Origin of the sequence: Flavobacterium sp. CFS9 (genome assembly GCF_041154745.1) — a bacterium.
Classification (GTDB): Bacteria; Bacteroidota; Bacteroidia; order Flavobacteriales; family Flavobacteriaceae; genus Flavobacterium.
The window spans coordinates 4,269,870-4,296,499 of record NZ_AP031573.1 but is presented as its reverse complement, the minus strand read 5'-3'; the positions used below and the strand labels follow the sequence as shown (position 1 = coordinate 4,296,499).

Below are 26,630 nucleotides of genomic sequence, written 5' to 3'. Positions count from 1 at the left end.
GAGAGACAATACATTCAAAAAATTCTGACTCCACTCGGATTTCTTTTTCAGAAGTGATGCTCTCAGAAAGAAAAAGCAACTATAAAACACCCCTGCCTGAAACAGAAGAGAAACAAAAACGATAACAATAAATAAGAATTCTCTTTTTGTATGATACATCACTAATTGAATTAAGAAAACTCCCGGATGTATAAACTAGAAACGCAATAAGGCAGAATCCCGTCATAAAAAATGACAGGTTCGTTTATTGTTCTTCAACTTTATTCCACGAAAGTCTTAAACTATGTGATTGTGGCAGGTCTCCTGACTTGTTCCATCTTTAAAACAGCCTTCTCATCCGCCGCGGCGGACAATGGCATGAGTAACGTTTAAAGACTTATACAGAACTTACAGTAGCGGGTCTGTTCAGGATTTACACCTGATTCCCTTTTAACCATTTTTTCTTAAGAAAAAACAGACCAAAATCTGGCGCAAATATATCATTATCTTTTACAATTGAAGGAATTTGGGGATGAAAAAATGAAATAACAAGACAAAAAAAAATCTTTTCGATGTCTAAATCAGGTGTATATACTTGATTTCAGAATATCTCGACTAGTTACTTTTATGCATAACTAAAACTTAAATATTATGGAAACAGTAAAAATCCCTGAGGGGGTTCAAGTTACACTAAATGTAGCAATAAGTTCTGATGCGATTGTTGGTGCGGCAATTCGTTTAAAAGGTGAAGTTACAACTTACCCCGAAAATCAATTTTCAAAAATTCTAGGAGATCTTTCAACACTTCAGAATGAAAAAATGACTGTGCAATCATTATTTCACGTTGATCAGAATATTGACCAAATAATGGCAACTACCCGATTAGACATCGAAGTTTCTTATGGTGGGCAAAGCCAGAAATTAACTGTCAAAAAAAGGAAAATATACAATCAACTGTTTATAGCATTTGCATACGTTCAATTTACAAAACAATAAACTTATGAAAAACTATTACATACTAATAATTATATTAGGCAACATCTGGTACATCAATGCCCAGGAAAAAAATGTTCCATTAAGTGAATTTCCAATGTCCAATTTAACCAGTCCTGCTTTTCAATTGTTAGAAGAAACAGTAACGGATATATACACTCCTGAGAATGTAAAAGCATTAGCATTACATGTACAAAACAATTTTGGTGAGAGTATGGCTATAGAAGTGACTCCATACTTTTTTATCAATACCAAAAGTAAAAAAAGAACCTATGATCGATATATTGGTGTAACCAAAGATAAAGCAACAGGCAACTTAAAACAAAACCCTTTTAGCGGGCTAAATACAACTACTCTTTCTTTTGCCTATTTAAAAAAGGATTTTGAAACTATTGCAGGAGACAACAAACGTCAGACCTTCTCTATAGGAGCAAGAACAACATTGTTACGTTTTTTTAGTAAGGAAAAAGTATATGAAACGAAACAAAATATTCAACGTGTATTAACAGATAAAGCATTAATGATTCCTGAGGAAATACTTCAAATAGTAGATGAGGCGGAACAACAAAAAGCTATAGAAAAATTCTTTTTAGAAGAACAAAAAATAAGAGATCGCCTAAAACCTTTCGAAAAGGTAATCAAGCCAATTTTCAAACTGGATGCAGCTGCTGCTTATAGCGATCTTTTCAAGGACAATTCTATAAATGGCGGTACAATTAATCGCTTTGGATCATGGCTAACCGGAGAATTTAATTTGATTTTAAATGAGGATAATGAAGAAAGTTCTACAAATAACTATGCAAATCTTCTATTTATTGGTCGATATATCGAAGACGGGTTTAATATGGATTCTACTAATGTCTACACAACAAATTACTATAGAGATTTTGGAAGTAAAATAAGTTTTGAATTTGGAAAATTTAGCTTAGGGTATGAATACATAAAAAGAAATGGAACTGTAAAAAGCGAAAGATCTGTAGGTAGTATAAATTTTAGAATAGATAAAAACATAAGCATCTCAGGAGCATTTGGGAAGGACTTTCAAAAAGAAGATAATCTTCTGGCGCTTTTTGGAGTGAATTGGGGATTAAACTTTGGCAATTCATCACCTTCTCTCGAATAATTAAACTAAAAAGAAAATAATCCATAAAATCTGTGAAAATAAACAACTTAATATTGAGGGTTCGATAAACAAAAAAATCCAAATCCTGATACTGCATTTAGTAGTACTGGATTTGGATTTTCCTTTAAAATCTAAGACCTTATCTTATAGAAAAACTTCTTTCAAATAAAAAACCTATTTCACTTTTAATAGCTTTTCCAGATACTCTACTTTATCTTTTTCAGCCTGAACTAAACGTTCGTAAAGCTTTTTGTTTTCATCATAAGACTCAATCAGTTTATCAAGGGGGTTAAATGTGCATTGATTGTTACTGGTAAATGCCCCGAAAGCACCATTAGTACTGCTAAAATCATTGTCAGTGAAAGTATTGAAATAATTAATCATATTTTCATCTGAAAAATTTTTAATTGCTTCAGCTGTCACTCCCAAAGCCTTTGCTACCTGTTCTAGTTTCTCATCCTCAATAGTTTCACTATTTTCCATTAAAGAAACTGCTTGTTGATTGGTTCCTAAAGCCTGAGCCAAAGCTTCTTGCTTCATATCTCTAAGTTCGCGAATACGACTAATTTTTCGTCCTATGTGATTCGGTTTTGTTAATGTGCTCATAATTCAAAGATAACAATTAAGTTTAATATCAGGCAACATAAAAAACATATTCAACTATGTATAATACTGCCAGGATGATGCTTCAATTCTATACTTTACAAAAATACGTTTTTTCTTATATTTCAAACAACATACATTTAAAACTTAGGAACGACACTAACAATATATAAAAATCAGAAATATAGAATCATTTTTCTTCAAACTATCAAACCATAAGCAAATGTTCCTGAACAGGTCCTAATGCAAAAACAATAAACATAGACATCACGGTTAAAATCATAATGACCATAAATAATAATGTTCCAAAAATACCCGAATCAACCCTCAAAGTACCCAGCGAAGAGGCTACAGCTTTTTTAGCACTTAAATATCCAATGATTAAAAACGCTCCAATTATCGGAATAAAACGACCGGCAAGCATGGTAACCGAAGTGGTAAGATTCCAGAAAGGGGTATTATCTGCCAGTCCTTCAAACCCGCTTCCGTTTCCTGCCATAGAAGATACATATTTATACACTATAGTGGTAAAACCATGCGGTCCTGTATTGCTCAGCCACTCCACAACCTCCGGAACATACAAATAAACATGAACCGCAATTGCCGAAAACAATAACGGAATTGCCAAAGCGGAAAGGTTAACCAAAACTGCTACCTGAACTTCCTTAGTTGAAATTTTCCTGCCAAACAACTCCGGAGTTCTTCCTACCATCAGTGAACCGATAAAAGTGGCTATGATCAGGTAAATAAACATGTTAATCCATCCTGTGCCCAGTCCTCCAAAAAAGGCATCTACCTGCATTCCTATAAACATTCCTATCGAAGACAACGGCATGTAACTATCGTGCATACCTGTTATGGTACCTGCCGGAATTATCATATTGACCGCGCTGTAAAAAGAGGAATAATACGTTCCAAAACGCACCTCTTTACCTTCCATATTAGCTAGTGATGAGTCAATACCCAATGCGCTGAGTTTGGGATTACCGGAAATTTCACCACAGACTAAGGGAATACAAGTTACAAAGAACCCCATGAGCATGACTCCCAAAAGCATTCTTGAAAATTTCTTATTATTGAGATATCGTCCTACGAAAATGATAAAAGACATCGGTAACAACCAAACGATAATAGTATGAATGATGTAAGTGAAAAAGTTAGGATTTTCAAATGGATGCGCACAGTTGGTTCCAAAAAAGCCACCACCATTAGATCCTAATTCCTTGATCGGAAGAAAAGCTGCAACGGGGCCCGTTGAAACTACTATTTCCCTGCCTTCAACCGACGTAATTCTCTCAGGTTCCTCAAATGTCATAGGCACACCATTAAACAAAAAAAAAGTTGCCGTAATTATACTTAACGGCAACAATATACGAGTAGATGATTTTACAAAATCACTATAAAAATTTCCTAATCCTTGTATCGATTGAGCAGCAAGTCCCCTGACAATCGCTACACCTGCACAAAGACTTGTGGCCGCACTTAAAAACTGTAAAAGCATAAACACACCTACCTGAGCCAAATAACTGGCTCCTGTCTCTCCTGAATAATGCTGCAAATTGGTACTCGTCAGAAAACTAACTGTAGAATTTAATGCTAATGTCCACTCCATACTGTCGATACCGACAGGGTTTAAGAAAAGTTTTCCCTGCAGCAATAAAACAACAAATCCCCAGAGAAACCATATGAATTGTACAGATAATAGTATTTTCAAATACGTTTTCCAATTCATTTGAACCGTGGGGTCAATTTTGCAAAACCGGTATATCAATCGGTCTAATGGATTAATGAAGTCAGTTATACTTCTTTCGCCGGCGTATATTTTTTTCATTTCACGCCCCACGATGACCGACAGCAAGATAACAGTAAGAAGAATACTAAGAGAAACTATTAATTGAGTTAACATATTTTTTAAGATTGAGGTTCTTTCCGAAAGCACCAACAACCAGTCCATACAAACAACAAAAATGCTAATCCCTGATTTACAACTAAAAGCAATTATATGAAACGCTACTACCTTATCATTTTGATACGATTACACTATCATTTTGATACTATTTTCTTTCAAATGATGAAAAAACTTAAAAAATAGCACACTAAAAATCAAATAATTAATTAGAAAATGCTTTTTACGGCACATCATTTGCATAAAAATCACAAAAAGTAACGCTGTTTACTTTTATTAAACTTAATTTCCAAAGTCATGAAAAGACATAAAAAAAATGCCGGTTACTTTAAAATTTTTAAGCAAGCTACTAAAGAGCGCAGACAAAAAAATAAAATCATACTTACAATACAAGTTATTTTTATAACCATTATAACGATTATGGTGTACCAAAGAATTATGACATAGTAATGTAGTGCAAAAAAACGTATCAGCTTATACAACGCTCTTCAGCTTCAGGAAAACAAGTTCAAAACAGTAATAACAAACAACTTATCACTCCCCGAATGAAGCGACTCAGAATAAAATCCGAAGAAAACTGATATGTTTTTTTGCTTATCGAATCAGTTTCACAAATGCACTATACACGTCATCTTTAATTGAGGTGCGCAAATAGACTTCGTTTTCGTCTTTGGTTTTATATTCAAACTGAATCAGAGCGGCATCAGAATAATAAAAAAAGTAATCGTCACCCAGAAATTCCAAATTTGAAATAGGTCTCGTTGATAATTTGTATTCAAATGCAATTTCACCGTTTGTAATATCCAATTGAAAGAGCTTACTTTTATGGGTATAGCCCCAAATATTATCACTTTCTTCAACCATATATTCAACATTGTCACCTTTAAAATCCGTTTTCCAAATTTGAGTTCCAGTTTTTGAATCTAAAGCGTATATCGAAGAAACTTCGGAGCCTTGTGCGGCAAAATATACCTTTTTGTCTTTGCAAAATATACGTTCCTTAATATTATTTTGAGTTTCATCCAATTTAAATTGCCACAGAACCTCCAATTTATCAGGATTTAGAGCAAAAACTACATTTTTTTCATTTGCAGTAAATATACTTTCTCCATCTGTTACCAATTTTCCGCGCATGGCTTCCTCAAAGCTCTTTTGAACCAAAAGTTTTCCGGTATTCGCTTCAAAACTATAAACAGAAGTTCCGCTTTGGATAAAAACTTTGTTATTAAATAAAAGAACCGGACTCTCATTATTTTCAGCGTCCAATTTATGATTCCATAGTAAACTGCCCGTTTTTAGATCAAGCGCATAAATATTACCGTTTTGGGAGGTTACAAATAATTTTCCCTCATTTATCACCGGAATCTGATTTTTCAGGATGATCTGATCTGTACTATTCCCCAATCTTGATTTCCAAAAAACAGCACCAGTCTGATTGTCAATTGCAAAAATTTCTCCATTAATAAAAGGAATATACACTACTCCATCTTGTAGTGTTATAGCGTTTGCACACAACTCCGTAAAAGAATCCGTTGCTTTTACTGTCCAGTTAATTTTCTCAGACTCTAAATTGAAGGAAAATAGAGAACCGTCGTAATCGTAAATCAAAATTGACTCTTTATCCAATGCCACTTTCGTCAACGGTTTTAGCACTTTATGAGTGACCTTATCATTCGTATTGCCGGCTGAATCCGTTTTATCCGGTACTGAAACCGTTGGTACTTGTCCAAACATATTTGTAACGGCACATACAAATAAAAAAGCGATTAGATTATTTTTCATTTTAGATTTGGGATTAAATGAATTGATTTCTTTTTAAACATGATGGAATTTCCTTTCCTGCAATTGCCTTTAAAGCCATTCTAAAATAGGATAAAGGTTTAAGATTATTCAGGCACTAATATAAAAACAATTTTCACTCATACATCAGTATTCAAAAAAATAAGACTAAAAAATGCAAAAAAACTAAGGAACTTCCTATACTGATACAAACCTGCCCACGAGCCATTATTTTCTTAATTTAAGTGAAATTTTAATTAAACCATGAAGCAAAAATCTTTTTTAATTTCTGTTTCGGAATAGTAAATTATTCGCTGTAATAATTCTTACATTCGCTCAAGGAAAAGTCAATTTTTATTAACCAAAAAAGTTATCCTAATCTCTCTTATTGAAGCTATAAACGGATTAATATAATAATCAAAAGGAATCTGTCTATCCAAACAAAAAACTAAACTATTCAATGAACCTCTTTTTTACACTCTTCAGAATTTTCTTTTTAGTCCTTTTTATAAGCTGCAACAATTACGGACAACAAAAAGACGACTTTTCTGCAAAAATTGACAGTCTCCTACAGTTAACAAATCCACGAAGCTTCAACGGAGTCGTTCTTATTAAGCAAAACGGAAAAATAAAATATGCAAAAGCGCATGGTTACTCTGATTTCAACAAGAAAACAGAACTGAAAATTGCAGATAAATTTTCGACAATGTCACTTGCTAAACAAATCACAGCAACACTTATCCTTCAGGAAGTAGAAAAAGGAACCATCAATTTAGAAACCCCTATTCGCAACTATTTACCGGATTTTAAATATTCCTGGGCTGATACTATTACTGTTCATCAATTACTCAACAATACTTCGGGTTTGAGTAGTGAAGATATAAACAAACCTCTTAAATTTATTCCGGGAACTGCTTTTAATTATTCTAATATTGGCTATTATGTAGCTGGTCAGGTTCTCGAAAAACAAAGTCATAAAACTTATGAAGAATTAGTGACTGCCTTATTTAAAAAATGCGGAATGACCGATAGTTACTACCCTAATGAAACGAACAGCAAGTTTTTAACCAAAGGCCGCTCTATAAAAAAAGACGGAAGTACTAAACAAAATGAGCAATTAAGTTTTGACATTCGTAACTTCTTTGGTAGTCATTTGATAGTTTCTGTTCCCGATTTAGCAAAGTGGAATGAATGTCTGCACGCGGACAAGTTATTGAAACCAGCCACTTATAAAAAGATGATCAGTTATTCTATAACCAATACACATCCGCTTTTTGGAGGTAAACCTATTGGCTACGGTTATGGATTGAGAGTAAATGATAAAACCAATATTATGGAAATTGGGCATACCGGTTTTCATCCAGATGAAGGATTTACAGCTGTCAATTTATATTATCCGAAAACCAAAACCAGCGTTATTGTCATGGAGAATCAGGCATACGAAGATTTTAGTATTGCTTATTATTTCGAACAGGGAATTAGAAAAATTATCAGAGAAAGCAATCTGCTGAATTCAAATTCAAATTTATAAAAACCAATGAGTAAAAGAAATTCAAGACAAGTTCTGGCAATGCTTTTTTTAACTTTGAGCCTAAATTTCGCTTCTGCACAAAGAAAAGAGTTCAGGGAGACAACCGTTGATAGTTTAACTTTCGTAAACAATCGAAAAGCACTGAACAGTCTAAATACCGATAGCTTTCTAAAAAGAATCTTTACTAAAGAAAATGTACAAATTCCTTATAGACTCCTAACGCCAAAAAACAATAGCAATAATCAAAAATATCCTTTAGTCATTACTTTCCACAACTCTACCCGAATTGGAAATGACAATGAAAATCAGCTTGAACCATTTGCCAAAATTTGGCTGAGACCTGAAATTTACAATAAATATCAATGTTACGTGATTGCACCGCAATTCAGCACTCGCTCTTCAAATTATGAAAAGAACAGTGATGGTATTCAAATTTCAAAACCTTCAAAGGATGTTTTTGCCTTACTGGAATTAATTCAAAATATTGAAAAAGAATACCCAAACATCAATAAAAACAGGATTTACTTAATTGGATATTCGATGGGCGGCTCGACGGCACAAAACTTACTAAATATAGCTCCAAACCAATTTGCTGCAACTGTTTCTGTTGCTGCGGTTCCTGATTTTTCCAATCTTAAAAAGTTAAGCCAGAAGAACATCTGGCTTATTCACGGTAAAAAAGACGATGACAATCCTTATATCGGAAGTATTGAATTGTTTAATAAATTATCTACAAACAAAAATTTGACCTTTACCACTTTAAATCATTTAAATCATAACAACATTGTGATTCCTTTTTTACTCACCGAGGAGATTCCAAAATGGTTATTTGACAAGCATAAGTAAAGCGTATTTTAATGGATTCAGAACCCGATAATCCACCTTATTGCTTCTTCTCTATCCATTCAATGATTTTTAAAGCGACACCATTTGAAGATTGAAAATTTTGTCCCGTAATAATGCGTCCGTCTTGTTCAACGTAAGATCCATTTCTCTTTGAAAACTTAAAATCTCCACCTCTCTCTTCTATTGTTTTCTGAATTAAGAACGGAAAATGTTTAAAGTATTCCCCATCTTGTTTTTCGAAAGAGTCAGGATAACCGCTTATTTTTTTTCCTTCAACCAAAAATTTACCATTTTTAGTTTTTAGGTTAACAATGCCCGCCGTTCCATGGCATACCGAAGAAATAACACCATTATTATCTTCATAAACCTGCATAGCAATTTGCTGAATATCTACACTTTCAGGAACATCATACATAGCGCTCCCCCCACCGATATAATGAACCGCTTTGTAGTTTTTATAATCAATTTCTTTAGGACTTACGGTATGTTTTATGGCGTACATAAAATCCTGATCGTATAAATATTGCTTTTGTAGATTATCGGAAGTATTAATGTAAGCTAAATGAATACTGCCGCTTTGCTGATTATTTTCCATTCCCCCTGAATTTTCTTCAGTAGAAACATATCCATAAATTCTTGTTTTTTCGCTGCAATAAGAATTTGCGCTTTTGCAATAGCGATATCATTATAAAATTCTATAGAAATAACTCTACCAAGACGACCATTAAATTCTCCTTTCTTAACCTTTTGAAACCAGCTGACATATTCCGAAGCTGGGACAATCCATAATGGTTTGTCTTTGTGACTCAAAAAAAGACTGGCCTCCGAATAAAAAGCCTTGCTAATACTGTCGGGCTGATTGTAAGATGTACCCTAAATATAGTTTTGAATGCAATACTGAATTAAAGACTCTTCTGATTGCGAAAAAGATAAATTTGATACTAATGCAAATAAGATTGAAAGAAAGATTTTCTTCATAAACTTGGAATTTAATGGTTTTAAAAATGTTGCTCAAAACTATAGTGATTGCATTTAAAAACGTTCCGGATTTATAATAACGAACTCCAATTTTCTACTTTTAGGAGTAGAAATTATTCTTTTGGCAAATAGCTTCAAAAAAAATCAGACATAAAAAAACTCCTTAATTTCTTAAGGAGTTTTTTTATAAACGATGGAGGATCAAAACAAAATCTCCATAAACTAACCCAATTCTTTTATTTATTTGAATCTGTTTAAGCTAACTGCAATGCGAATTCTATCATTTCTTTAAAAGAATTTTGTCTGTCATCTGCTGATAAAGCTTCCTTTTTAAGAATATGATCCGATACCGTTAAAATAGCCAGAGCCTTTTTTCTGTATTTCGCAGCTATAGAATACAACGCAGCCGTTTCCATGTCCACAGCCAAAACGCCGTAAGTTTTCCAATTTAAAAACGGATCACCTAAATGACTTTCAGTATAGAAAAAATCAGATGTCAATATTGACCCTGTATGAGCTTTTATTTTATTTTGCTCTGCAATTTCATAGGCCTTTTTTAATAATTCAAAATTGGCAGTCGGAGCAAAATCATTCCCGTTAAATTTAAATTTATTCATTCCGGAATCCGTACATGCACTCATAGCCAGAACAATATCCATCATATTGACATCATCCTGAATAGAACCACAAGATCCAACTCTTACCAGTGTTTCTACACCATACTCTTCGATTAATTCTGTAATATAAATAGAAATGGATGGCATCCCCATACCTGTACCCTGTACACTAATTCTCTTACCATTGTAATAACCGGTATAACCTAACATTCCTCTAACCTCATTATAGCATATCACATCTGTTAAAAATGTTTCCGCTATAAGCTTCGCTCTTTTTGGATCACCAGGAAGTAAAACGAAATCTGCTATATCCCCTTTTTTTGCATTGTTATGTGCACTCATATTATTATTTCATTTTGATTTATAATCTATATTTTTCTCCTCTAATTTAATTAATTCGCATACCATTACAAAGCATAATTCTGTAATCGCTTTTGATAAAAAAACAGAATGATATGAATAAGCTAATCCGGAGCAAGATCTTGCTTTCGCTTAAATCCTTTACAACACCTTAATAGAGGTCCCATAAAACAAAAAACCTCCAAAATCATTAGATTTTGAAGGTGTCTTAAAAAGTGGTGGGCGATGAGGGGTTCGAACCCCCGACCCCCTCGGTGTAAACGAGGTGCTCTGAACCAACTGAGCTAATCGCCCTATTTTACTAGGTCGCTATCATTTCGTGATTGCGAGTGCAAATATACAGCTAGATTTTGTATTTGCAAGCCTTTTTCGAAAAAAAATCTTTTTTTTTAAACTAATCACGCGTACAAGCCTTGTATTCAAAGTCAACAGATTTTTAAATATTCTTCAAAGAATAAAACTATTGAACTTTCCGGCCCTTTTATAAACTTTTGAAGACTCGGATATCTCAAGGTTTGCAACTATAATAAAACTCCATTATCATTTTTCTGTTCATTTATTATGTTTGCAACTCCTTCCTGATAAGTTGTAACCTTAAATTCTGGAAATGTTTTTTTAAATTTATCGGAAATAAAAATGTTATCGCACTTGTAGCGTGGCAACAATTCCTTTAATTCTTTTGTTTGTTCACTGAACAAACTAACAATTTGAAATACAAACATTTTTATAACAGAATAATTCAACTCTTTTTTATGTTCTTTTGAAGCAAGAGTAATTAGTTCCTTATAAGTAAGCCTGTTGTCGTCACAAGGCAAATGCCAGGTTTGATTGTAAGCAGCCGGGGTATTCCCAATTAACGCCATTGCGCGACTAGCGTCAGGTGTATATATTAAAGTTCTTTTCGTGCTGTCATTAATTGGAACTTTTAATTTTTTGCCCTTCTTAATATTGTCAAAAATTAAAGTATTAGTAATGCTTTGCGTTTTTCCTGTTCCATAAAATTCCGGTGCTCGGCAAATAACCGCTTCAATACTTCCGTTATCCATTTCGTTCAACAACATTGTTGTAATTTCTGCTCTTACAATTGATTTTTGTCCTATGGGATCAAACAGGCTTTCTTCTGTTTGCGGTTCGTCAGTCTTAGCATACATATAGGTATTATCAAAAAACACCAATTTCGTTTTATGTTTTTGGCAGGCAGTTATTACATTCTTCATCATAATAGGGAACTGCTCTTTCCACATTCTAGTGTTCATAGGTAAACCTACGGTAAAATACACTATTTTACTTCCTTCTATAGCCTTATCAGTTCTTTGTCGGTCTAACAAATCTGCCTGAAACAGCTCATCCGTCTCATTTATTTTTTTTGGATTCCTGCTTACCAAACGAATATCAGTGGTAAAATTCCTATGCAATTCTTTTGCTAATTCCTCCGCTATTTGCCCGTTTGCTCCAAGTATTGTTTGCATATTTATCTGTAATTTTATTTTTTTTTCAATACAAAGGAATGACTATTTAAAAATCCAAACAATGAACCCAAGTTAAGAAATTCGTTTGCGAATTCTACTCAAAGCCTGCGGTGTAATTCCAATACACGAAGCAATATATTTCAAAGGGATTTGTTGTATAAGCTTTGGTTGTTCATAGAATAAATTCAGATAACGTTGTTCGGCTGTTAGATTTAAAAGCGAAAGCTCACGTTTTTGTTTCTTTAAAAATAATTCTTCACTCGCTAACCTGCCAATAATATTACCAAATTCCGTTTCATTGTATATAATTTGCAAATCACTGTATGTAAGTTGTAATAGAGTACATTCGGTCAACGTCTCGATATTATAAGTTGATGGTGTTTGAGTTAAAAAAGAATCATAAGCACTAAGAAACCCGTTATCAAAGACAATATTAAAAGTCAAATCTTTTTCCTCATTCGGAATATAAAATCGGGCAATACCTTTTATAATAAAATTGAGATGATTTTCAGTTTCTCCTATTCTTGTAAGAATAGTTTTTTTTGAGAATTCTCGTTTAGTAAATCTTGAGGAAATAATTTCCCAATCTCTCTCACTTGGAATATATTCTCTCAATCGTGAATTATCTTTTAAGTATGCTTTCAATTGCTCCATTTGCTATTTTGTCTTTTGTTCAATATTTAATCGTTACAGGTTCAACAAAATCAAACTAAGTTATTGTAATTCAAGCACATTAATCTAACAAATGTCATACATTTATTTTACACTAATGCAAAAACAATTCATAGTCAACATTTTTTATAAATTATTTTTTATTCGTTTTGTTATCTCCTCGATAGTCCCCAGTCCGTCAAAAGTCAAAACTTTAATTTTAGACTTCATATATTCGATTGCAGGACGGGTTGAAGCTTCAAAAACTTTAATTCTCTTCAAATGAATTTCAACATCTTTATCGTCTTTTCGATTAGACGTTTCGGCTCTTTTTTGCGCTCTTTTTAAAAGTTCTTCTTTCGGAACTTCTATATTAATTACCTTGCTAATCTTCATATTCTTGGATGCAACGAGTTCCATTAAATCATTTACCTGTGGTTCTGTTCTCGGATAACCATCTAAAATAATCCCCTTAGCGGAACTGTTTTCATCCAGAATTTCACTAAAAAGATCTTTCATAATAGAATCAGGCACTAAGTCTCCCTTTTCCTCATATTGAGACATTATTATTCCAATCTCCGTTTTATTTTGCTTTTCCAGACGACATCTATCTCCTGTTGAAATATGATTAAACTTAAGCTCTTCTTTTAAAATTTCGCATTGAGTACCTTTTCCTGAGTACGGGGGCCCCATTATCACTAATATTTCCATTTATGTGGTATTTTTATTTTTCTTTTCAGCCTTCAAAAATTTGACTGAGTTATTTTGCTTTTATTTACAGGACATCACAAATTTACAAGAAAAACAAGTTGCTAATCGAACAAAAAAACTCCCTAAGAAATTTAAGGAGTTTTTTTTGTGGGCGATGATAACTTGTTCCGATTTTTCATCGAAAGGTTCGTCCCTCCCCAAGCACTTCCAATGAGAATTGAAATGCCATGAACCAGCTGAACTAATCTTTATTCTGAATTAACTCTTGAATTTTAACTCTGCTTATCCATGATTTTATCTGTAATTTTCTTTTCCGAGTTTCTTCTTCAGATTTATAATATTCCGCATAAACAATCTTACAATCATTAACGCTCACCGTAAAACCTTTGCTTTTTTGACTATGTCGAATAAGCCTTTCTTGAAATCTGAAGTAAATCCTATGCAGAATTTGTTCTTAATTTCACTAAACATAGATCAAGAACAAAAGTTACGAAGAAAAGGACTGAAAGTCTGAAAAGCAACAGTATAGTGCGAAGCGCTATTAGCTGGATTCAAGGTGTAGAATTGCCCTGAAAGGGCCAAAGCAATTTTCACCCCTACAAATCCCAATAAAAAGCCGTTCACAATCTTAGAAAATCTTACACAGAATATGCCGGATACTTCTCTTTGACATCAGGCTTTTGCCCTTTCAGGGCGCAAACGATAATTACCGTCATCATTTATAGTGCTTCGCACCATACTATTGCCGGAGCTCTTTCAGAGCAAATCCTAATTTTATAGATCATTTTTTCAATTCCATAAATCTAAAAAATAAAAAACCTCCAAAATCAAATTGATTTTGAAGGTAGTGTCATTTGTGGGCGATGAGGGGTTCGAACCCCCGACCCCCTCGGTGTAAACGAGGTGCTCTGAACCAGCTGAGCTAATCGCCCTATTTTACTAGGTTGCTATCGTTGTTGATTGCGAGTGCAAACTTACGACTAGATTTTGTATTTACAAGCTTATTTTGAAGAAAAATTACATCATTTTGCGAAATAATTTTTAGTCATCTATTTATCAATCTTTTAAAACCAAAATATTTTTCATCATTTTTTGCCATTTAGTTAAAAAACGAATTCTCAAAGCCTAATTTCGAATATTCTTTTGTATTCACTGGCTATAATCATACATTTGCATACCTTAATAGTATACTCAAATGCCTAGATATCAAGAAAACGATTTACCTAAAGCTAAATTAGACTCTAATTCACTTCAAAAAGCACTACGAATTTTTAAATACGGTAAAAATCACAAATGGAAATTCTTTCTGGGATTGATTTTTCTCTTATTAACCAGCGCCACCGCCCTCGCCTTTCCGAAACTAATGGGTATGCTTGTAGATTGTGTTACCAATAAAAATCTCAACAGAGCCAACGAAATTGCGGTTGGACTTATGGTGATCCTTACCTTGCAAGCTATTTTCTCTTTTTTCAGAATTTCGCTTTTTGTAAATTTTACCGAAAACTCGCTTTCAAACATCCGTTTTGCTTTGTATGAAAACTTAGTAAAACTTCCAATGTCATTTTATTCTCAAAAACGTGTTGGAGAACTAAACAGCCGAATCAGTGCTGATATTTCACAATTACAGGATACTTTTACTACAACCATTGCTGAATTTTTACGTCAGTCGATTCTAATAATTGGTGGATTTGTTATTCTAGGCAACATCAGTCCAAAGTTAACTTTAATGATGTTGGCTATTGTACCTGTTGTCGCTGTAGCAGCGGTTGTTTTTGGAAGATTCATTCGAAAATATGGGAAGAAAACACAGGATAAAGTAGCCGAAAGCCAGGTGATTGTCGAAGAAACTCTACAAGGAATAAGCAATGTAAAGGCTTTTGCCAACGAATGGTACGAAATTCAGCGTTATAAAAATAAAATTAAAGAAATTGTGAAAATCGCTATTAAAGGCGGTCAGTACAGAGGTTACTTTGCTTCTTTTATCATTCTGTGCCTTTTTGGCTGCGTGGTTGCTGTGGTTTGGTATGGAATTACTCTGACCATTAAAGGTGAAGTTGAAGGTGTAGGCGATTTGATCTCTTTTGTACTTTATACCACATTTATTGGAGCCTCTTTTGGAGGAATTGCCGAAATGTATGCACAGATTCAAAAAGCTGTTGGTGCAACGGAGCGCGTTTTCGAATTATTGGAAGAAACTCCGGAAAATATCAATGCCAAAACAAGAACTACTCCTATTGAAAAAATCAAAGGAAATCTTTCCTTCAAAAATGTTGCTTTCAGTTACCCTTCCAGAAAAGAAGTTGAGGTATTAAAAGAGGTCAATTTCACTGCCGAGTTCGGACAGAAAATTGCGCTTGTAGGCCCTAGTGGCGCCGGAAAATCAACTATATCTTCGCTTCTTTTGCGATTTTACGACAGAACATCTGGCGACATTATTGTTGACGGAAAAAGTATTTATGATTACGACTTAGAAGAACTTCGCGGAAACATGAGTATCGTTCCTCAGGACGTGATTCTGTTTGGCGGAACAATTAGAGAAAACATTGCTTACGGAAAACCGGACGCTACCAATGAAGAAATCATTGCTGCCGCAAAACAGGCCAATGCTTTTAATTTTGTAGAAGGCTTCCCTGAGAAATTCGAAACCTTAGTTGGAGAACGCGGTGTAAAATTATCAGGTGGACAACGTCAACGTATTGCAATCGCGAGAGCATTGCTTAAAAACCCAAGTATTTTAATATTAGATGAAGCAACATCCTCTTTAGATAGTGAAAGCGAAAAACTGGTCCAGGAAGCATTAGAAGTTTTAATGGAAGGAAGAACAAGTATCATCATCGCACACCGACTTTCGACTATTAGAAACGCTGATAAAATTCTGGTTTTAGATCATGGAAAAATTACTGAAGAAGGTACGCATCAGGAATTAATCAATCTGGAGAACGGAACTTATAGAAATCTAAGCAACCTTCAATTTAGCAACTCCTAATTAAGAATGTAAGCAGTATTAACTAACCTTAAACCAAAGAAATGCCACATTTAAGAATCATTTTAATTTTATTATTTATTGTTTTAAATACCATCAATCTTCTTGCTCAGGAAAAACCTTTTAATGTGGTTAATATTTCCAAAGACGGATCACAATACATCAAATTCGGAATAAACCTTCAGGTTTGGGGAAGATATGCCGAATTGAACGAAGGCAGTAAAATTGGTACAAATGAGGTTAGTGATACCTACGATATCGTCATCAGACGTTTGCGTCTACAGGCTATGGGTATGCTGACGGAAAATATTTTCTTTCATCTTCAGTTAGGCCAGAACAATATTAATTTCACACAGAATAACGGACCTTCAAACGCACCGCTTTCGGTTATGGATGCTTTAGGAGAATATCATTTTAGCAAAAAGCTTCATATTGGTGGAGGATTGACAGCCTGGGGAGCGGGAACAACTCGTTATTCAGCAAATAGTTCCTCCTCTCATCTTACTCTGGATACGCCAATGTACCAGCAGTTCGCTAATATTTCATCAACCTTCGGAAACAGAAATTTAAGTATTTATGCTAAAGGAGATTTAGGTAAGTTTAATTATCGTGCAGCTATTACCAATCCGTACCGAAATACGACTGACAATCTGGGAATCAATTCTTCGGTAAGCACTCAAACGCCAAGAGCACAATACGCAGGAATTCTAACTTACTCTTTCTTTGATAAAGAATCAGTTGAAGATGCTTATCACAAAGGAACCTATTTAGGAACAAAGAAAATCTTCAATGTCGCACTTGGTTATATGACTCAAGCCAAAGCGATGTGGCATTTAACTCCCGACGCGACTATTGCGTACGACGACATGAAAATTCTGGGCTTTGATGTTTTCTACGACAGCCCGATTAACAATAAAGGTGCTGCTATAACTGCTTACGCGGCTTTCAACAATAACAACTACGGAAAAAACTACATCCAGTCCGTTAATACACCTAATCCTGCTATAGGAGATAATTCTCTGATAAACGGTTCAGGTGCCGGATTTATCGGTGTAGGAACCGGAAATATATATTATGCGCAGCTGGGATATCTTTTTGGAAAATCGGATAATGAAGCTAAAAAAGGCCGTTTTCAACCTTATGCTGCCACACAAATTGCCGATTTAGAAGCATTAGATACTCCAATGTCTATGTATGAATTGGGTGTAAACTACTACACCACCGGTACTTTGGGACCAAAATTCAGTTTAAACTATCAAAACAGAGCGGTTTACGGTAAAACCCTTGCAGGGGCCTACAAACAAAGTGACCGATTAGGAATGGTCGTTTTACAATGTCAGGTTTCTTTTTAATTCATATATTTAAATCTGAGGGGTTTTAAAACCCGTCAGATTTAAAAAACAAAGTAGAATTAAAATCCAATAAAAAAATCCCAAATTCCAATATTTTACAATTGAAATTTGGGATTTTATATTTGAAATTTATTTACAAATCTGTAAATCTATTTTCCTTTTCTTCTTTTGCGTTCCGCTTTAATCATAGACAATTCACGGCTGGTCTGACCCGCAACTGAAGTATTCTCTTCCGCACGACGAATCAGGTAAGGCATAACGTCTTTTACAGGTCCGAAAGGTAAATATTTTGCAACATTATAGCCGTTCTCTGCTAAATTGTAACTGATATTATCACTCATTCCGTACAATTGCCCAAACCAGATTTTAGTATCGTTTTTCGCAATTCCTTTTTCCTGCATTATTTCCATCAATTTATAAGAACTCAATTCATTGTGAGTTCCTGCAAAGATAGACATGCTTTCCAAATGTTCTGCCATATAACGGATAGCTGCATCATAATTAATATCCGTAGCTTCTTTGGAAACACAAATTGGAGAAACGTAATTTTTCTCTTCCGCACGTTTGTTTTCTTTCTCCATATAAGCACCACGAACGATTTTCATTCCTATAAAGAAACCTTCATTCTTAGCCACTTCATGCAATTTTTTCAAATAATCCAAACGATCCCAACGGTACATTTGCAAAGTATTGAAAACAATTGCTTTTTCTTTATTGTATTTACGCATCATGTCGGTAACCAAATCATCGGCCGCATCCTGCATCCAGCTTTCTTCTCCGTCAATTAGCAAAGCCACATCTTTTCTGTGAGCTTCAGCACAAACGTGATCAAAACGAGCCACTACTCTGTCCCACTCTGCTTGTTCAGTTGGAGAAAGCGTTTGTTTCTCCCCTAATTTTTCATATAATTCGAAACGTCCAAAACCTGTTGGCTTAAATACTGCAAACGGAATCGCCAAACGTTCTTTTGCAAATTCAATGGTTTTTAAAGTCATTTCTAAAGCAGCATCAAACTGCTCTTCTTCTTCTTTTCCTTCAACCGAATAATCCAACACTGATGAAACACCTTTAGTAAACATTTTGTCTACCACTGTAATACAATCGTCTTCGTTTACACCACCACAAAAATGGTCAAAAACAGTTGCACGAATCAATCCTTCTACCGGAAGATGCGCTTTAATAGCAAAATTAGTAACAGCGGTTCCTATCCTCACCAAAGGCTGGCTGTCGATCATTTTAAAAAGAAAATAAGCTCTGTCAAGTTCCGTATCACTTTTTAGCGAAAATGCAACCTGAGTGTTATCAAATATTTTTTCCATTAAGGTCAATTTTTTATGCAAATATAGATAGAGTTTTGAATATTCGTCAATAATTACTACCCTATTTTTCAATATCATTAACAACATTGTTATATTTTTACAGCTTGCAACACAAGAGTTTGCCTCATAACAAACTTTTTGAAAGAAAATTACAGATAAACACTTTAAAACCTTATATAGAATGATTCGTTTTAATACAAATTAGAACAAAACTTTGAATATTATTTAGTTAAAAATGCCTTATTTTGCGGTTTCAAATCAACGACAGAGATATGCAATCTATTCAGGCCAATAATTATCTGGTGCATTTCAACCAAAATGCATACGAAGCTTTAAACAATCATTTAAAAGAGAATAAATATTCAAACCTATTTATCATAGTTGATAATCAAACTAATGAATATTGTTTACCAAAGTTTTTACCCTTATTAGAAACAGATCTGACCATAGAAATCATTGAATTTGAAGCAGGAGAAATCAATAAAAATATTGAAACCTGTATTGAAGTATGGAAAGTCCTTACAGAACTTGGTGCCGACAGAAAATCGCTTGTCATTAATCTTGGCGGAGGTGTTGTAACTGATTTGGGAGGTTTTGTCGCTTCGACTTTTAAACGCGGAGTAGATTTCATCAATATCCCCACTACCTTATTATCTATGGTTGACGCTTCTGTTGGAGGAAAAACCGGCGTAGATTTAGGAAATTTAAAAAACCAGATTGGTGTAATTAACGTACCTCAAATGGTATTAATTGACACCCAATATCTTGAAACGCTGCCTCAAAACGAAATGCGTTCCGGTCTTGCCGAAATGCTAAAACACGGATTAATTTATGATGCGGCCTACTGGAAACAGTTTTTAGATTTAAATTCAATAGATTACGCTGATTTTGACGAATTAATTTACCGTTCTGTTGAGATAAAAAATGACATTGTCATTCAGGATCCAACCGAAAAGAACATCCGTAAAGCCCTTAATTTCGGACATACCTTAGGGCATGCGATAGAAGGTTACTTTTTAGAAAGCGAAACAAAAACGACGCTATTACACGGTGAAGCCATTGCGATCGGAATGATCCTGGAAAGTTATATTTCGTTGCAAAAAAACTTAATTACAGCAGCAGAATATTCCGAAATTAAAACTGCAATTAAGAGTATTTACGAGGACGTAAAAATCGAAGAAAACGACATCGATCCGATCCTTGAACTGCTGATTCACGACAAAAAAAATGAGTACGGTTTAATTCAATTTGCCTTAATCGAAGGAATCGGAAAAATAAAAATTAACCAATCGGTTGAAAATAAATTGATTCTAGACGCGTTTCAGGATTATAAATCTTAAACTTTTTTTAATAAAAAAGCTTTGCTTTAGGTATATATTATTTTTTACATTTGCCACGATGAAAACGAACAGTAAACAAAGACATTTTAACTCTTACAGAAACCGCCTCAACAGTTCTTTATTAAGAATGTTGAACCGTTTTTATAATAGTAAAAGTCCATTTTGTTTTGATGTCTTTTTGTGCTCGAAAGCAGAACACGAAAAGCTGGAAATTATTTTTGCTAATATTAGGGTTTGAATTTTAGATTGAAATTTCGTCATCTAAAATTAAAAATTACATCCTTAATATTACAAAATAAATGAATACAAAATATTCTGACCTTATCAATCAAACTTACTATTTTCCTCAGGAAGAATTCAAATTAAACAAAGACAATCTACAATTTCACAACATCGATTTGATGAAATTGGTCGAACAATACGGAACTCCCTTAAAATTTACTTATTTACCTCAGATTTCAGAGAACATCAATAAGGCAAAAGCCTGGTTCAGAAAATCAATGGAGAAAAATAAGTACGACGCAAAGTACTACTACTGCTATTGCACAAAAAGCTCTCATTTTGAATACATTATGAACGAAGCTTTCAAGAATAACATTCACATTGAAACATCTTCAGCTTTTGACGTAAATATTGTTGAGAATTTATTAGAAAATGGTAAAATCAACAAAAGCACTTATGTAATCTGTAATGGTTTTAAAAGAGACGAATACATTAGTAATATTGCGCGATTAATCAATAACGGACATAAAAACACCATTCCGATTATTGACAATTATGAAGAGTTAGATTTGCTTCAGGCTGAAATCAAAGGGAAATTCAAAATTGGAATTCGTATCGCAGCAGAAGAAGAACCTAAATTTGAGTTCTATACCTCAAGATTAGGAATTGGATATAAAAACATCGTTTCATTCTATAAAAAACAAATTCAGGAGAATGACAAACTGGAGTTAAAAATGCTTCACTTTTTCATCAATACCGGAATAAACGATACTTCCTATTACTGGAATGAGCTGGTAAAATGTATCAAAGTATACATTGCACTTAAAAGAGAATGCCCTACCCTTGACGGATTGAACATTGGTGGCGGTTTCCCGATTAAAAACTCTCTTGCATTCGAGTACGATTATCAATACATGATTGATGAAATTATCAATCAGATTAAAATTGCATGTGACGAAGCCGAAGTTGATGTACCCAACATCTTTACAGAATTTGGATCATTTACAGTAGGTGAAAGCGGTGGCGCGATCTATCAGATTTTGTATCAAAAACAACAAAATGACAGAGAGAAATGGAACATGATTGATTCGTCATTCATTACCACTTTGCCGGATACTTGGGCAATAAACAAACGTTTTATCATGTTGGCGGTAAACCGCTGGAATGATACTTACGAGCGGGTTTTATTAGGCGGCCTGACTTGTGATAGTGACGATTATTACAACTCAGAGCAAAATATGAACGCTATTTATTTACCTAAATACAACAAAGAAAAGCCACTATACATTGGTTTCTTTAATACTGGTGCGTATCAGGAAACCATTGGAGGATACGGCGGTTTACACCACTGTCTGATTCCACAGCCTAAACATATATTAATAGATCGTGATGAAAATGGCATTCTGGCTACTGAAGTTTTCTCAGAGCAACAAACTTCGGACGATGTATTAAAAATTTTAGGATACACTAAAAAGGTTTAAAAAAAAATACTGCTAAATAAATGTTAATAAATATAAAATTATTAATTTGCAGTATAAACTAAAAGGTTAAACTTTTAATTCAAAAAAAAAATAAAAAAACAAGAACAAATGAAAGGACCAATCAGTCAGTTTATTGAAAAACATTATTTACACTTCAACTCTGCCGCTTTAGTAGATGCTGCAAAAGCATACGAACAACAATTGGCTAATGGAGCTAAAATGATGGTAAGTATGGCTGGCGCTATGAGTACAGCAGAAATTGGTAAAATTTTTGCCGAAGTTATTAGACAAGATAAAGTACAAATTATTTCTTGTACTGGAGCCAATCTAGAAGAAGACATCATGAATTTAGTAGCACACTCTCACTACGAAAGAGTGCCAAACTATCGTGATTTAACACCGGAAGACGAATGGGCTTTATTGGAAAGAGGATTAAACCGTGTTACTGATACTTGTATTCCTGAGCATGAAGCATTCCGTCGTTTACAAAAACATATCTATAAAATCTGGAAAGAGGCTGATGATAAAGGAGAACGTTATTTTCCACATGAATTCATGTATAAAATGCTGTTATCAGGTGTTTTAGAAGAATACTACGAAATTGATTTAAAAGACAGCTGGATGTATGCCGCTGCTGAGAAAAACTTACCTATCATAGTTCCGGGCTGGGAAGACAGTACAATGGGAAATATCTTTGCTTCCTATGTAATCAAAGGTGATTTAAAAGCCTCTACCATGAAATCCGGAATTGAGTACATGACTTTCCTTGCGGACTGGTATCCAAAAAACAGTGCTAACGGAATTGGATTCTTCCAAATTGGTGGTGGTATCGCAGGAGATTTCCCTATCTGCGTAGTACCAATGTTGTATCAGGATATGGAAATGCACGATGTTCCTTTCTGGAGTTATTTCTGCCAAATCTCAGATTCAACAACCAGTTATGGTTCGTACTCGGGAGCAGTTCCGAACGAGAAAATTACATGGGGTAAATTAGACATCAAAACCCCTAAATTTATCATAGAGTCGGATGCTACAATTGTGGCTCCATTAATTTTTGCTTATTTATTAGATCTATAAGATATATATGAAAAGAGTTATAGTAGACTACGCTAAACTTACCAACGAAATTTTAAACCTTTTGGTTGAAAAATTTCCTGATGGTTATGATGATTCGGATGTAATCCGTTTTAGAAATGCTAAAAATGAATTAGTTGAAGCTGTTGAAGTTCGTACCGAAGACACTATTTATTTGGTAAAAATTAGTACTAAGCTTGCTGACAGAATCGAAAATTATGATGAAGACGATGATATCGACGTAGACGTAGATACAATCGAACCTGTAAAAGGTCTTGATCTTGATGACGATATTGACGACGACGACGATGATGACAATCAGGACAAACCAGATGTTGACAATGGAGATGACGACGATGACGACGAAGACAAAGATGATATCGCTGACGATGAAGATGATGAAGACGAAGATTAAGCAATCTTTTTCAAGATAATTTAAAGGAACTCTATTTGGAGTTCCTTTTTTTATGACCTCAGAAATCGATTATTAAAAAATAAGAAAAATACTATACATTTGCTTTTTACTTTTCCTTGTAATTAATCAACGCCATGACTTCAGAAATTCTACATGCCAAACTAAAAGAAAATTTCGGATTTGAAAAATTCAGACCTAATCAGGAAACAATCATTACTACTGTGCTTTCCGGTCAGGACACTTTAGCCATTATGCCAACCGGCGGAGGAAAGTCAATCTGTTTTCAACTACCCGCTTTAGTATTACCCGGAATCACAATTGTGATTTCCCCTCTGATTGCTTTGATGAAAGATCAGGTCGATAGTCTAAAAACAAATGGTATCAATGCCTGCTACATCAACAGTAGTCAATCCAGTCAGGAACAGCAATTTTACATAGACAATTTAAAATCGAACACTTTTAAGCTTGTCTACATTGCGCCGGAGAGTTTATCTTATCTGGACGTTGTTTTCAATGAATTAACAATCAGCTTAATAGCAATTGATGAAGCGCATTGTATTTCTTCATGGGGACACGACTTTCGTCCGGCTTATACCAATTTAGGATATTTAAAGAGCCGATTCCCTTCTACTCCGGTTCTTGCTTTAACCGCTACAGCCGATAAAGCAACGCGAACTGATATTATAAAACAACTCAAACTGAGAAATCCAAAAACGTTCGTAGCCTCATTCGACAGAAAAAACTTAAGTCTTGAAGTACGCCCGGCCTTAGACCGAATAAAACAAATTGTTGATTTTATTGAAAAGAAACCCAATGAATCCGGAATTGTTTATTGCTTAAGCAGAAAAACAACCGAAGAACTGACCGATAAATTAAAGAAAAACGGAATCACCGCAAAAGCCTATCATGCCGGACTTGACAATAAAATCAGAGCCAAAACTCAGGATGATTTTATAAACGATGATTGTCAGGTGGTTTGTGCCACGATTGCATTTGGTATGGGAATCGACAAATCCAATGTGAGATGGGTCATACATTACAATTTACCTAAAAACATTGAAGGCTATTATCAGGAAATCGGACGTGCAGGTCGGGATGGTTTACCTGCCGAAACTGTAATGTTCGAAAGTTACGCCGATGTAATCCAATTGCAAAAATTTGCCTCCGAAGGATTAAACTCCGATGTGCAATTGGCAAAATTAGAAAGAATGAAACAATACGCGGATGCTTTAAGTTGCCGCCGAAAAATTCTGCTTTCGTATTTTGGCGAACTGGTAAAAGAAAACTGTGGTAACTGCGACATCTGCAAAAATCCACCAACTTTTTTTGATGGAACTATTTTGGCTCAAAAGGCCCTGTCTGCGATTGCTCGTTTAAAAGAATCTGAGCCATTAGCTGTAATTGTTGATTTTTTAAGAGGCTCGAGAAACGCGTATATCTACGAAAAAAATTATCAAAGTCTTAAAACGTACGGAATTGGCTCCGACATTTCCTGGTACGATTGGAATCAATACCTAATTCAGCTGATCAATTTGGGATATCTCGAAATTGCCTTTCATCAGCACAATAAAATTCTACTGACTTCTTTTGCCAAAAAAGTTTTGTTTGAAGGAGAAAAAGTAAAACTAAATACGGTCGTTAAAAAAGTAATCGATAAAAACGAAGCAAAAGAGGCTAATACAAAAACGGCTAAAAATTCTCTTTTTGAAACTCTTCGAAAACTACGCTATGAAATTGCTCAGGAAGAAGAAGTTCCGGCTTATGTAATTTTCAGTGATGCCGCTTTGAGACAAATGGAAACCTTACGACCTATGAGTGATGAAGAGTTTCTTGCAATTGACGGTGTCGGAAATGCAAAACTTGAAAGATATGGTTCAGAATTTATAAAGGCTATTATTGAATTTCAAAAAGCAAAAAAGGCAAATACAAAAGTTAAAAAAGAAAACAACACTTATAAGACTACTTTAGAACTTTTTAGAAATGGCGAAACTGTCACAGAAATTGCAGGAAAAAGAAATTTAGGATATACGACAATTATATCGCACTTAGCCAAGCTTTATCTTGATGGCGAGGAAATAGATTTAAGTTCTTTTGTCACAAATGAAGAAGTCAAACAATTACACAAAGCTCAAATCGAACTGGAGTATCCTTCTGCCCTAAAACCCTACTTTGATTATTTCGAGGAGAAAATGAGTTATGACAAAATTCGTTTAGGCCTTGCAATTGTTGAGAAAAATAAATAATAATACTTTCTTTTTTTGTCATTTCGACCGAAGGGTCGTCGCGGTAAAAATTCTCCACACTTTATTACTAAAAGATATAATAAAAAAATCCTGTAAAGTTAAACTCTACAGGATTTTTTCTATCAGAAAGAAATTTACAAATAACGTTCTTCAAAAACTTTCTGATGATGTTTTTGATGTCCGATTATTACGAATCCCAACGCACGCACAGAAATCTGAAGATTAGAAGCCGTACCAATTCTCTTAAGTTGCTCTTCCGACAAACTCTTAAAAAACAACAAATTAGAATGTCGCAAAGCTGATAACTCCGTAAGCAAACTTTGAATACTTCTGCTATTTGAATCTGTACTGATCGCATAGTCATTCTCTTCAAAACTTGGCAAAGCCGTTTGATCATTTCGTGAGAATCGCAAAGCACGGTAAGCAAAAATTCTCTCACAATCTATAATGTGCTGAATAATGTCTTTTATCGTCCATTTTCCTTCCGCGTAGCGATAATCAAATTTATCCATCGGAATATTTTGCACAAATTTGATAAACTCGTGCAATGAAATTTCGAGTTCTTCAAATAAATTCACATCACCGGCTTCTTTGATGTAATTGGCAAATCCGCCAGAATATTCATTTTGCGTTAATAAGGCTGTGTTCATTTTTT

General features: G+C 34.3%; 22 protein-coding genes, 2 tRNA genes and 1 riboswitch. Of the genes, 11 read left to right on the top strand and 13 right to left on the bottom strand.

From position 1 onward, the window contains the following. Positions 1-275: 275 nt before the first annotated feature. A riboswitch (cobalamin riboswitch) is annotated at positions 276-478 on the bottom strand. 152 nt (positions 479-630) lie between these two features. Continuing rightward, positions 631-975: a hypothetical protein gene (locus ACAM30_RS18070; protein WP_369615962.1), complete on the top strand. Its 345-nt coding sequence runs from the start codon at positions 631-633 to the stop codon at positions 973-975. Positions 976-979: 4 nt separating this feature from the next. Continuing rightward, positions 980-2,095, top strand: a complete 1,116-nt coding sequence (locus tag ACAM30_RS18065; RefSeq protein WP_369615961.1) for a hypothetical protein — start codon at positions 980-982, stop codon at positions 2,093-2,095. Positions 2,096-2,269: 174 nt separating this feature from the next. On the opposite strand, the gene ACAM30_RS18060 is transcribed toward ACAM30_RS18065, so the two are convergent. From ACAM30_RS18060 to ACAM30_RS18050, 3 genes are all read right to left on the bottom strand, one after another. After that, complete coding sequence (locus tag ACAM30_RS18060) at positions 2,270-2,701, bottom strand: helix-turn-helix domain-containing protein (RefSeq protein ID WP_369615960.1); 432 nt, start codon at positions 2,699-2,701, stop codon at positions 2,270-2,272. A gap of 205 nt (positions 2,702-2,906) precedes the next feature. Next, positions 2,907-4,604, bottom strand: coding sequence for a potassium-transporting ATPase subunit KdpA (gene kdpA, locus ACAM30_RS18055; RefSeq protein ID WP_369615959.1), 1,698 nt, complete (start codon positions 4,602-4,604; stop codon positions 2,907-2,909). Between the two features lie 594 nt (positions 4,605-5,198). After that, entirely contained in the window at positions 5,199-6,386 is a 1,188-nt protein-coding gene (locus ACAM30_RS18050; RefSeq protein WP_369615958.1) for a PQQ-binding-like beta-propeller repeat protein, read from the bottom strand. 457 nt (positions 6,387-6,843) lie between these two features. Here ACAM30_RS18050 and ACAM30_RS18045 point away from each other — a divergent pair, with 457 nt between their 5' ends. Continuing rightward, complete coding sequence (locus tag ACAM30_RS18045; RefSeq protein WP_369615957.1) at positions 6,844-7,914, top strand: serine hydrolase domain-containing protein; 1,071 nt, start codon at positions 6,844-6,846, stop codon at positions 7,912-7,914. A gap of 6 nt (positions 7,915-7,920) precedes the next feature. Beyond that, positions 7,921-8,760, top strand: a complete 840-nt coding sequence (locus tag ACAM30_RS18040) for a phospholipase (protein ID WP_369615956.1) — start codon at positions 7,921-7,923, stop codon at positions 8,758-8,760. A gap of 37 nt (positions 8,761-8,797) precedes the next feature. Here the strand turns inward: ACAM30_RS18040 and ACAM30_RS18035 are convergent, their stop codons facing one another. From ACAM30_RS18035 to ACAM30_RS18000, 8 genes are all read right to left on the bottom strand, one after another. Beyond that, on the bottom strand, positions 8,798-9,355 hold the full coding sequence (locus tag ACAM30_RS18035) for a type 1 glutamine amidotransferase domain-containing protein (RefSeq protein WP_369615955.1): 558 nt from the start codon (positions 9,353-9,355) through the stop codon (positions 8,798-8,800). Beyond that, positions 9,319-9,570: a nuclear transport factor 2 family protein gene (locus ACAM30_RS18030; RefSeq protein WP_369615954.1), complete on the bottom strand. Its 252-nt coding sequence runs from the start codon at positions 9,568-9,570 to the stop codon at positions 9,319-9,321. The genes ACAM30_RS18035 and ACAM30_RS18030 overlap by 37 nt, the downstream gene beginning before the upstream one ends. Positions 9,571-9,992: 422 nt before the next feature. Then, on the bottom strand, positions 9,993-10,697 hold the full coding sequence (gene deoD / locus ACAM30_RS18025) for a purine-nucleoside phosphorylase (RefSeq protein ID WP_369615953.1): 705 nt from the start codon (positions 10,695-10,697) through the stop codon (positions 9,993-9,995). 234 nt (positions 10,698-10,931) lie between these two features. After that, positions 10,932-11,009 (bottom strand) — tRNA-Val (locus ACAM30_RS18020). A 227-nt stretch (positions 11,010-11,236) separates the two neighbouring features. Then, the gene (locus ACAM30_RS18015; RefSeq protein WP_369615952.1) at positions 11,237-12,184 is read right to left on the bottom strand and encodes an NAD-dependent epimerase/dehydratase family protein; all 948 of its coding nucleotides are present in this window, start codon (positions 12,182-12,184) and stop codon (positions 11,237-11,239) included. Positions 12,185-12,256: 72 nt separating this feature from the next. Then, a complete protein-coding gene (locus tag ACAM30_RS18010; protein ID WP_369615951.1) occupies positions 12,257-12,838 on the bottom strand; it encodes a Crp/Fnr family transcriptional regulator in 582 nt (193 codons plus the stop codon). A 144-nt stretch (positions 12,839-12,982) separates the two neighbouring features. Continuing rightward, entirely contained in the window at positions 12,983-13,546 is a 564-nt protein-coding gene (locus ACAM30_RS18005) for an adenylate kinase family protein (RefSeq protein ID WP_369615950.1), read from the bottom strand. An 857-nt stretch (positions 13,547-14,403) separates the two neighbouring features. Then, positions 14,404-14,478: transfer RNA gene (locus tag ACAM30_RS18000), tRNA-Val, on the bottom strand. Positions 14,479-14,741: 263 nt separating this feature from the next. Between ACAM30_RS18000 and ACAM30_RS17995 the strand changes: the two genes are divergently transcribed. Next, positions 14,742-16,532 (top strand): ABC transporter ATP-binding protein, encoded by a 1,791-nt coding sequence (locus tag ACAM30_RS17995; protein ID WP_369615949.1) that lies wholly within the window; start codon positions 14,742-14,744, stop codon positions 16,530-16,532. A 41-nt stretch (positions 16,533-16,573) separates the two neighbouring features. Further along, positions 16,574-17,881 carry a hypothetical protein gene (locus ACAM30_RS17990; protein ID WP_369615948.1) on the top strand — a complete coding sequence of 436 codons (1,308 nt, stop codon included), beginning with the start codon at positions 16,574-16,576 and terminating at the stop codon, positions 17,879-17,881. A gap of 149 nt (positions 17,882-18,030) precedes the next feature. Here ACAM30_RS17990 and ACAM30_RS17985 read toward each other — a convergent pair whose 3' ends face one another. Then, positions 18,031-19,200 carry a proline dehydrogenase family protein gene (locus tag ACAM30_RS17985; protein ID WP_017498538.1) on the bottom strand — a complete coding sequence of 390 codons (1,170 nt, stop codon included), beginning with the start codon at positions 19,198-19,200 and terminating at the stop codon, positions 18,031-18,033. 272 nt (positions 19,201-19,472) lie between these two features. On the opposite strand from ACAM30_RS17985, the gene aroB reads away from it, so the two are divergent. From aroB to recQ, 5 genes are all read left to right on the top strand, one after another. Then, positions 19,473-20,540, top strand: coding sequence for a 3-dehydroquinate synthase (gene aroB / locus ACAM30_RS17980; RefSeq protein WP_369618664.1), 1,068 nt, complete (start codon positions 19,473-19,475; stop codon positions 20,538-20,540). A gap of 299 nt (positions 20,541-20,839) precedes the next feature. Then, complete coding sequence (locus ACAM30_RS17975; RefSeq protein ID WP_070908026.1) at positions 20,840-22,243, top strand: arginine decarboxylase; 1,404 nt, start codon at positions 20,840-20,842, stop codon at positions 22,241-22,243. Between the two features lie 108 nt (positions 22,244-22,351). Further along, entirely contained in the window at positions 22,352-23,320 is a 969-nt protein-coding gene (locus ACAM30_RS17970; protein ID WP_369615947.1) for a deoxyhypusine synthase family protein, read from the top strand. 7 nt (positions 23,321-23,327) lie between these two features. Further along, positions 23,328-23,732, top strand: coding sequence for a DNA primase (locus ACAM30_RS17965; protein ID WP_369615946.1), 405 nt, complete (start codon positions 23,328-23,330; stop codon positions 23,730-23,732). A 134-nt stretch (positions 23,733-23,866) separates the two neighbouring features. After that, positions 23,867-25,975: a DNA helicase RecQ gene (gene recQ, locus ACAM30_RS17960; RefSeq protein ID WP_369615945.1), complete on the top strand. Its 2,109-nt coding sequence runs from the start codon at positions 23,867-23,869 to the stop codon at positions 25,973-25,975. Positions 25,976-26,109: 134 nt separating this feature from the next. On the opposite strand, the gene ACAM30_RS17955 is transcribed toward recQ, so the two are convergent. Beyond that, positions 26,110-26,625: a DinB family protein gene (locus ACAM30_RS17955; RefSeq protein ID WP_369615944.1), complete on the bottom strand. Its 516-nt coding sequence runs from the start codon at positions 26,623-26,625 to the stop codon at positions 26,110-26,112. Positions 26,626-26,630: the final 5 nt, after the last annotated feature.

Coding starts and splice junctions, on each gene's coding strand:
- ACAM30_RS18010 (WP_369615951.1), bottom strand. CDS start 12,838: ATGGAGCAATTGAAAGCATACTTAAAAGATAATTCACGATTGAGAGAA.
- ACAM30_RS18065 (WP_369615961.1), top strand. CDS start 980: ATGAAAAACTATTACATACTAATAATTATATTAGGCAACATCTGGTAC.
- aroB (WP_369618664.1), top strand. CDS start 19,473: ATGCAATCTATTCAGGCCAATAATTATCTGGTGCATTTCAACCAAAAT.
- ACAM30_RS17985 (WP_017498538.1), bottom strand. CDS start 19,200: ATGGAAAAAATATTTGATAACACTCAGGTTGCATTTTCGCTAAAAAGT.
- recQ (WP_369615945.1), top strand. CDS start 23,867: ATGACTTCAGAAATTCTACATGCCAAACTAAAAGAAAATTTCGGATTT.
- ACAM30_RS18050 (WP_369615958.1), bottom strand. CDS start 6,386: ATGAAAAATAATCTAATCGCTTTTTTATTTGTATGTGCCGTTACAAAT.
- ACAM30_RS17995 (WP_369615949.1), top strand. CDS start 14,742: ATGCCTAGATATCAAGAAAACGATTTACCTAAAGCTAAATTAGACTCT.
- ACAM30_RS17990 (WP_369615948.1), top strand. CDS start 16,574: ATGCCACATTTAAGAATCATTTTAATTTTATTATTTATTGTTTTAAAT.
- ACAM30_RS18035 (WP_369615955.1), bottom strand. CDS start 9,355: ATGGAAAATAATCAGCAAAGCGGCAGTATTCATTTAGCTTACATTAAT.
- ACAM30_RS17965 (WP_369615946.1), top strand. CDS start 23,328: ATGAAAAGAGTTATAGTAGACTACGCTAAACTTACCAACGAAATTTTA.
- ACAM30_RS17975 (WP_070908026.1), top strand. CDS start 20,840: ATGAATACAAAATATTCTGACCTTATCAATCAAACTTACTATTTTCCT.
- ACAM30_RS17955 (WP_369615944.1), bottom strand. CDS start 26,625: ATGAACACAGCCTTATTAACGCAAAATGAATATTCTGGCGGATTTGCC.
- deoD (WP_369615953.1), bottom strand. CDS start 10,697: ATGAGTGCACATAACAATGCAAAAAAAGGGGATATAGCAGATTTCGTT.
- kdpA (WP_369615959.1), bottom strand. CDS start 4,604: ATGTTAACTCAATTAATAGTTTCTCTTAGTATTCTTCTTACTGTTATC.
- ACAM30_RS18005 (WP_369615950.1), bottom strand. CDS start 13,546: ATGGAAATATTAGTGATAATGGGGCCCCCGTACTCAGGAAAAGGTACT.
- ACAM30_RS18040 (WP_369615956.1), top strand. CDS start 7,921: ATGAGTAAAAGAAATTCAAGACAAGTTCTGGCAATGCTTTTTTTAACT.
- ACAM30_RS18045 (WP_369615957.1), top strand. CDS start 6,844: ATGAACCTCTTTTTTACACTCTTCAGAATTTTCTTTTTAGTCCTTTTT.
- ACAM30_RS17970 (WP_369615947.1), top strand. CDS start 22,352: ATGAAAGGACCAATCAGTCAGTTTATTGAAAAACATTATTTACACTTC.
- ACAM30_RS18070 (WP_369615962.1), top strand. CDS start 631: ATGGAAACAGTAAAAATCCCTGAGGGGGTTCAAGTTACACTAAATGTA.
- ACAM30_RS18015 (WP_369615952.1), bottom strand. CDS start 12,184: ATGCAAACAATACTTGGAGCAAACGGGCAAATAGCGGAGGAATTAGCA.
- ACAM30_RS18060 (WP_369615960.1), bottom strand. CDS start 2,701: ATGAGCACATTAACAAAACCGAATCACATAGGACGAAAAATTAGTCGT.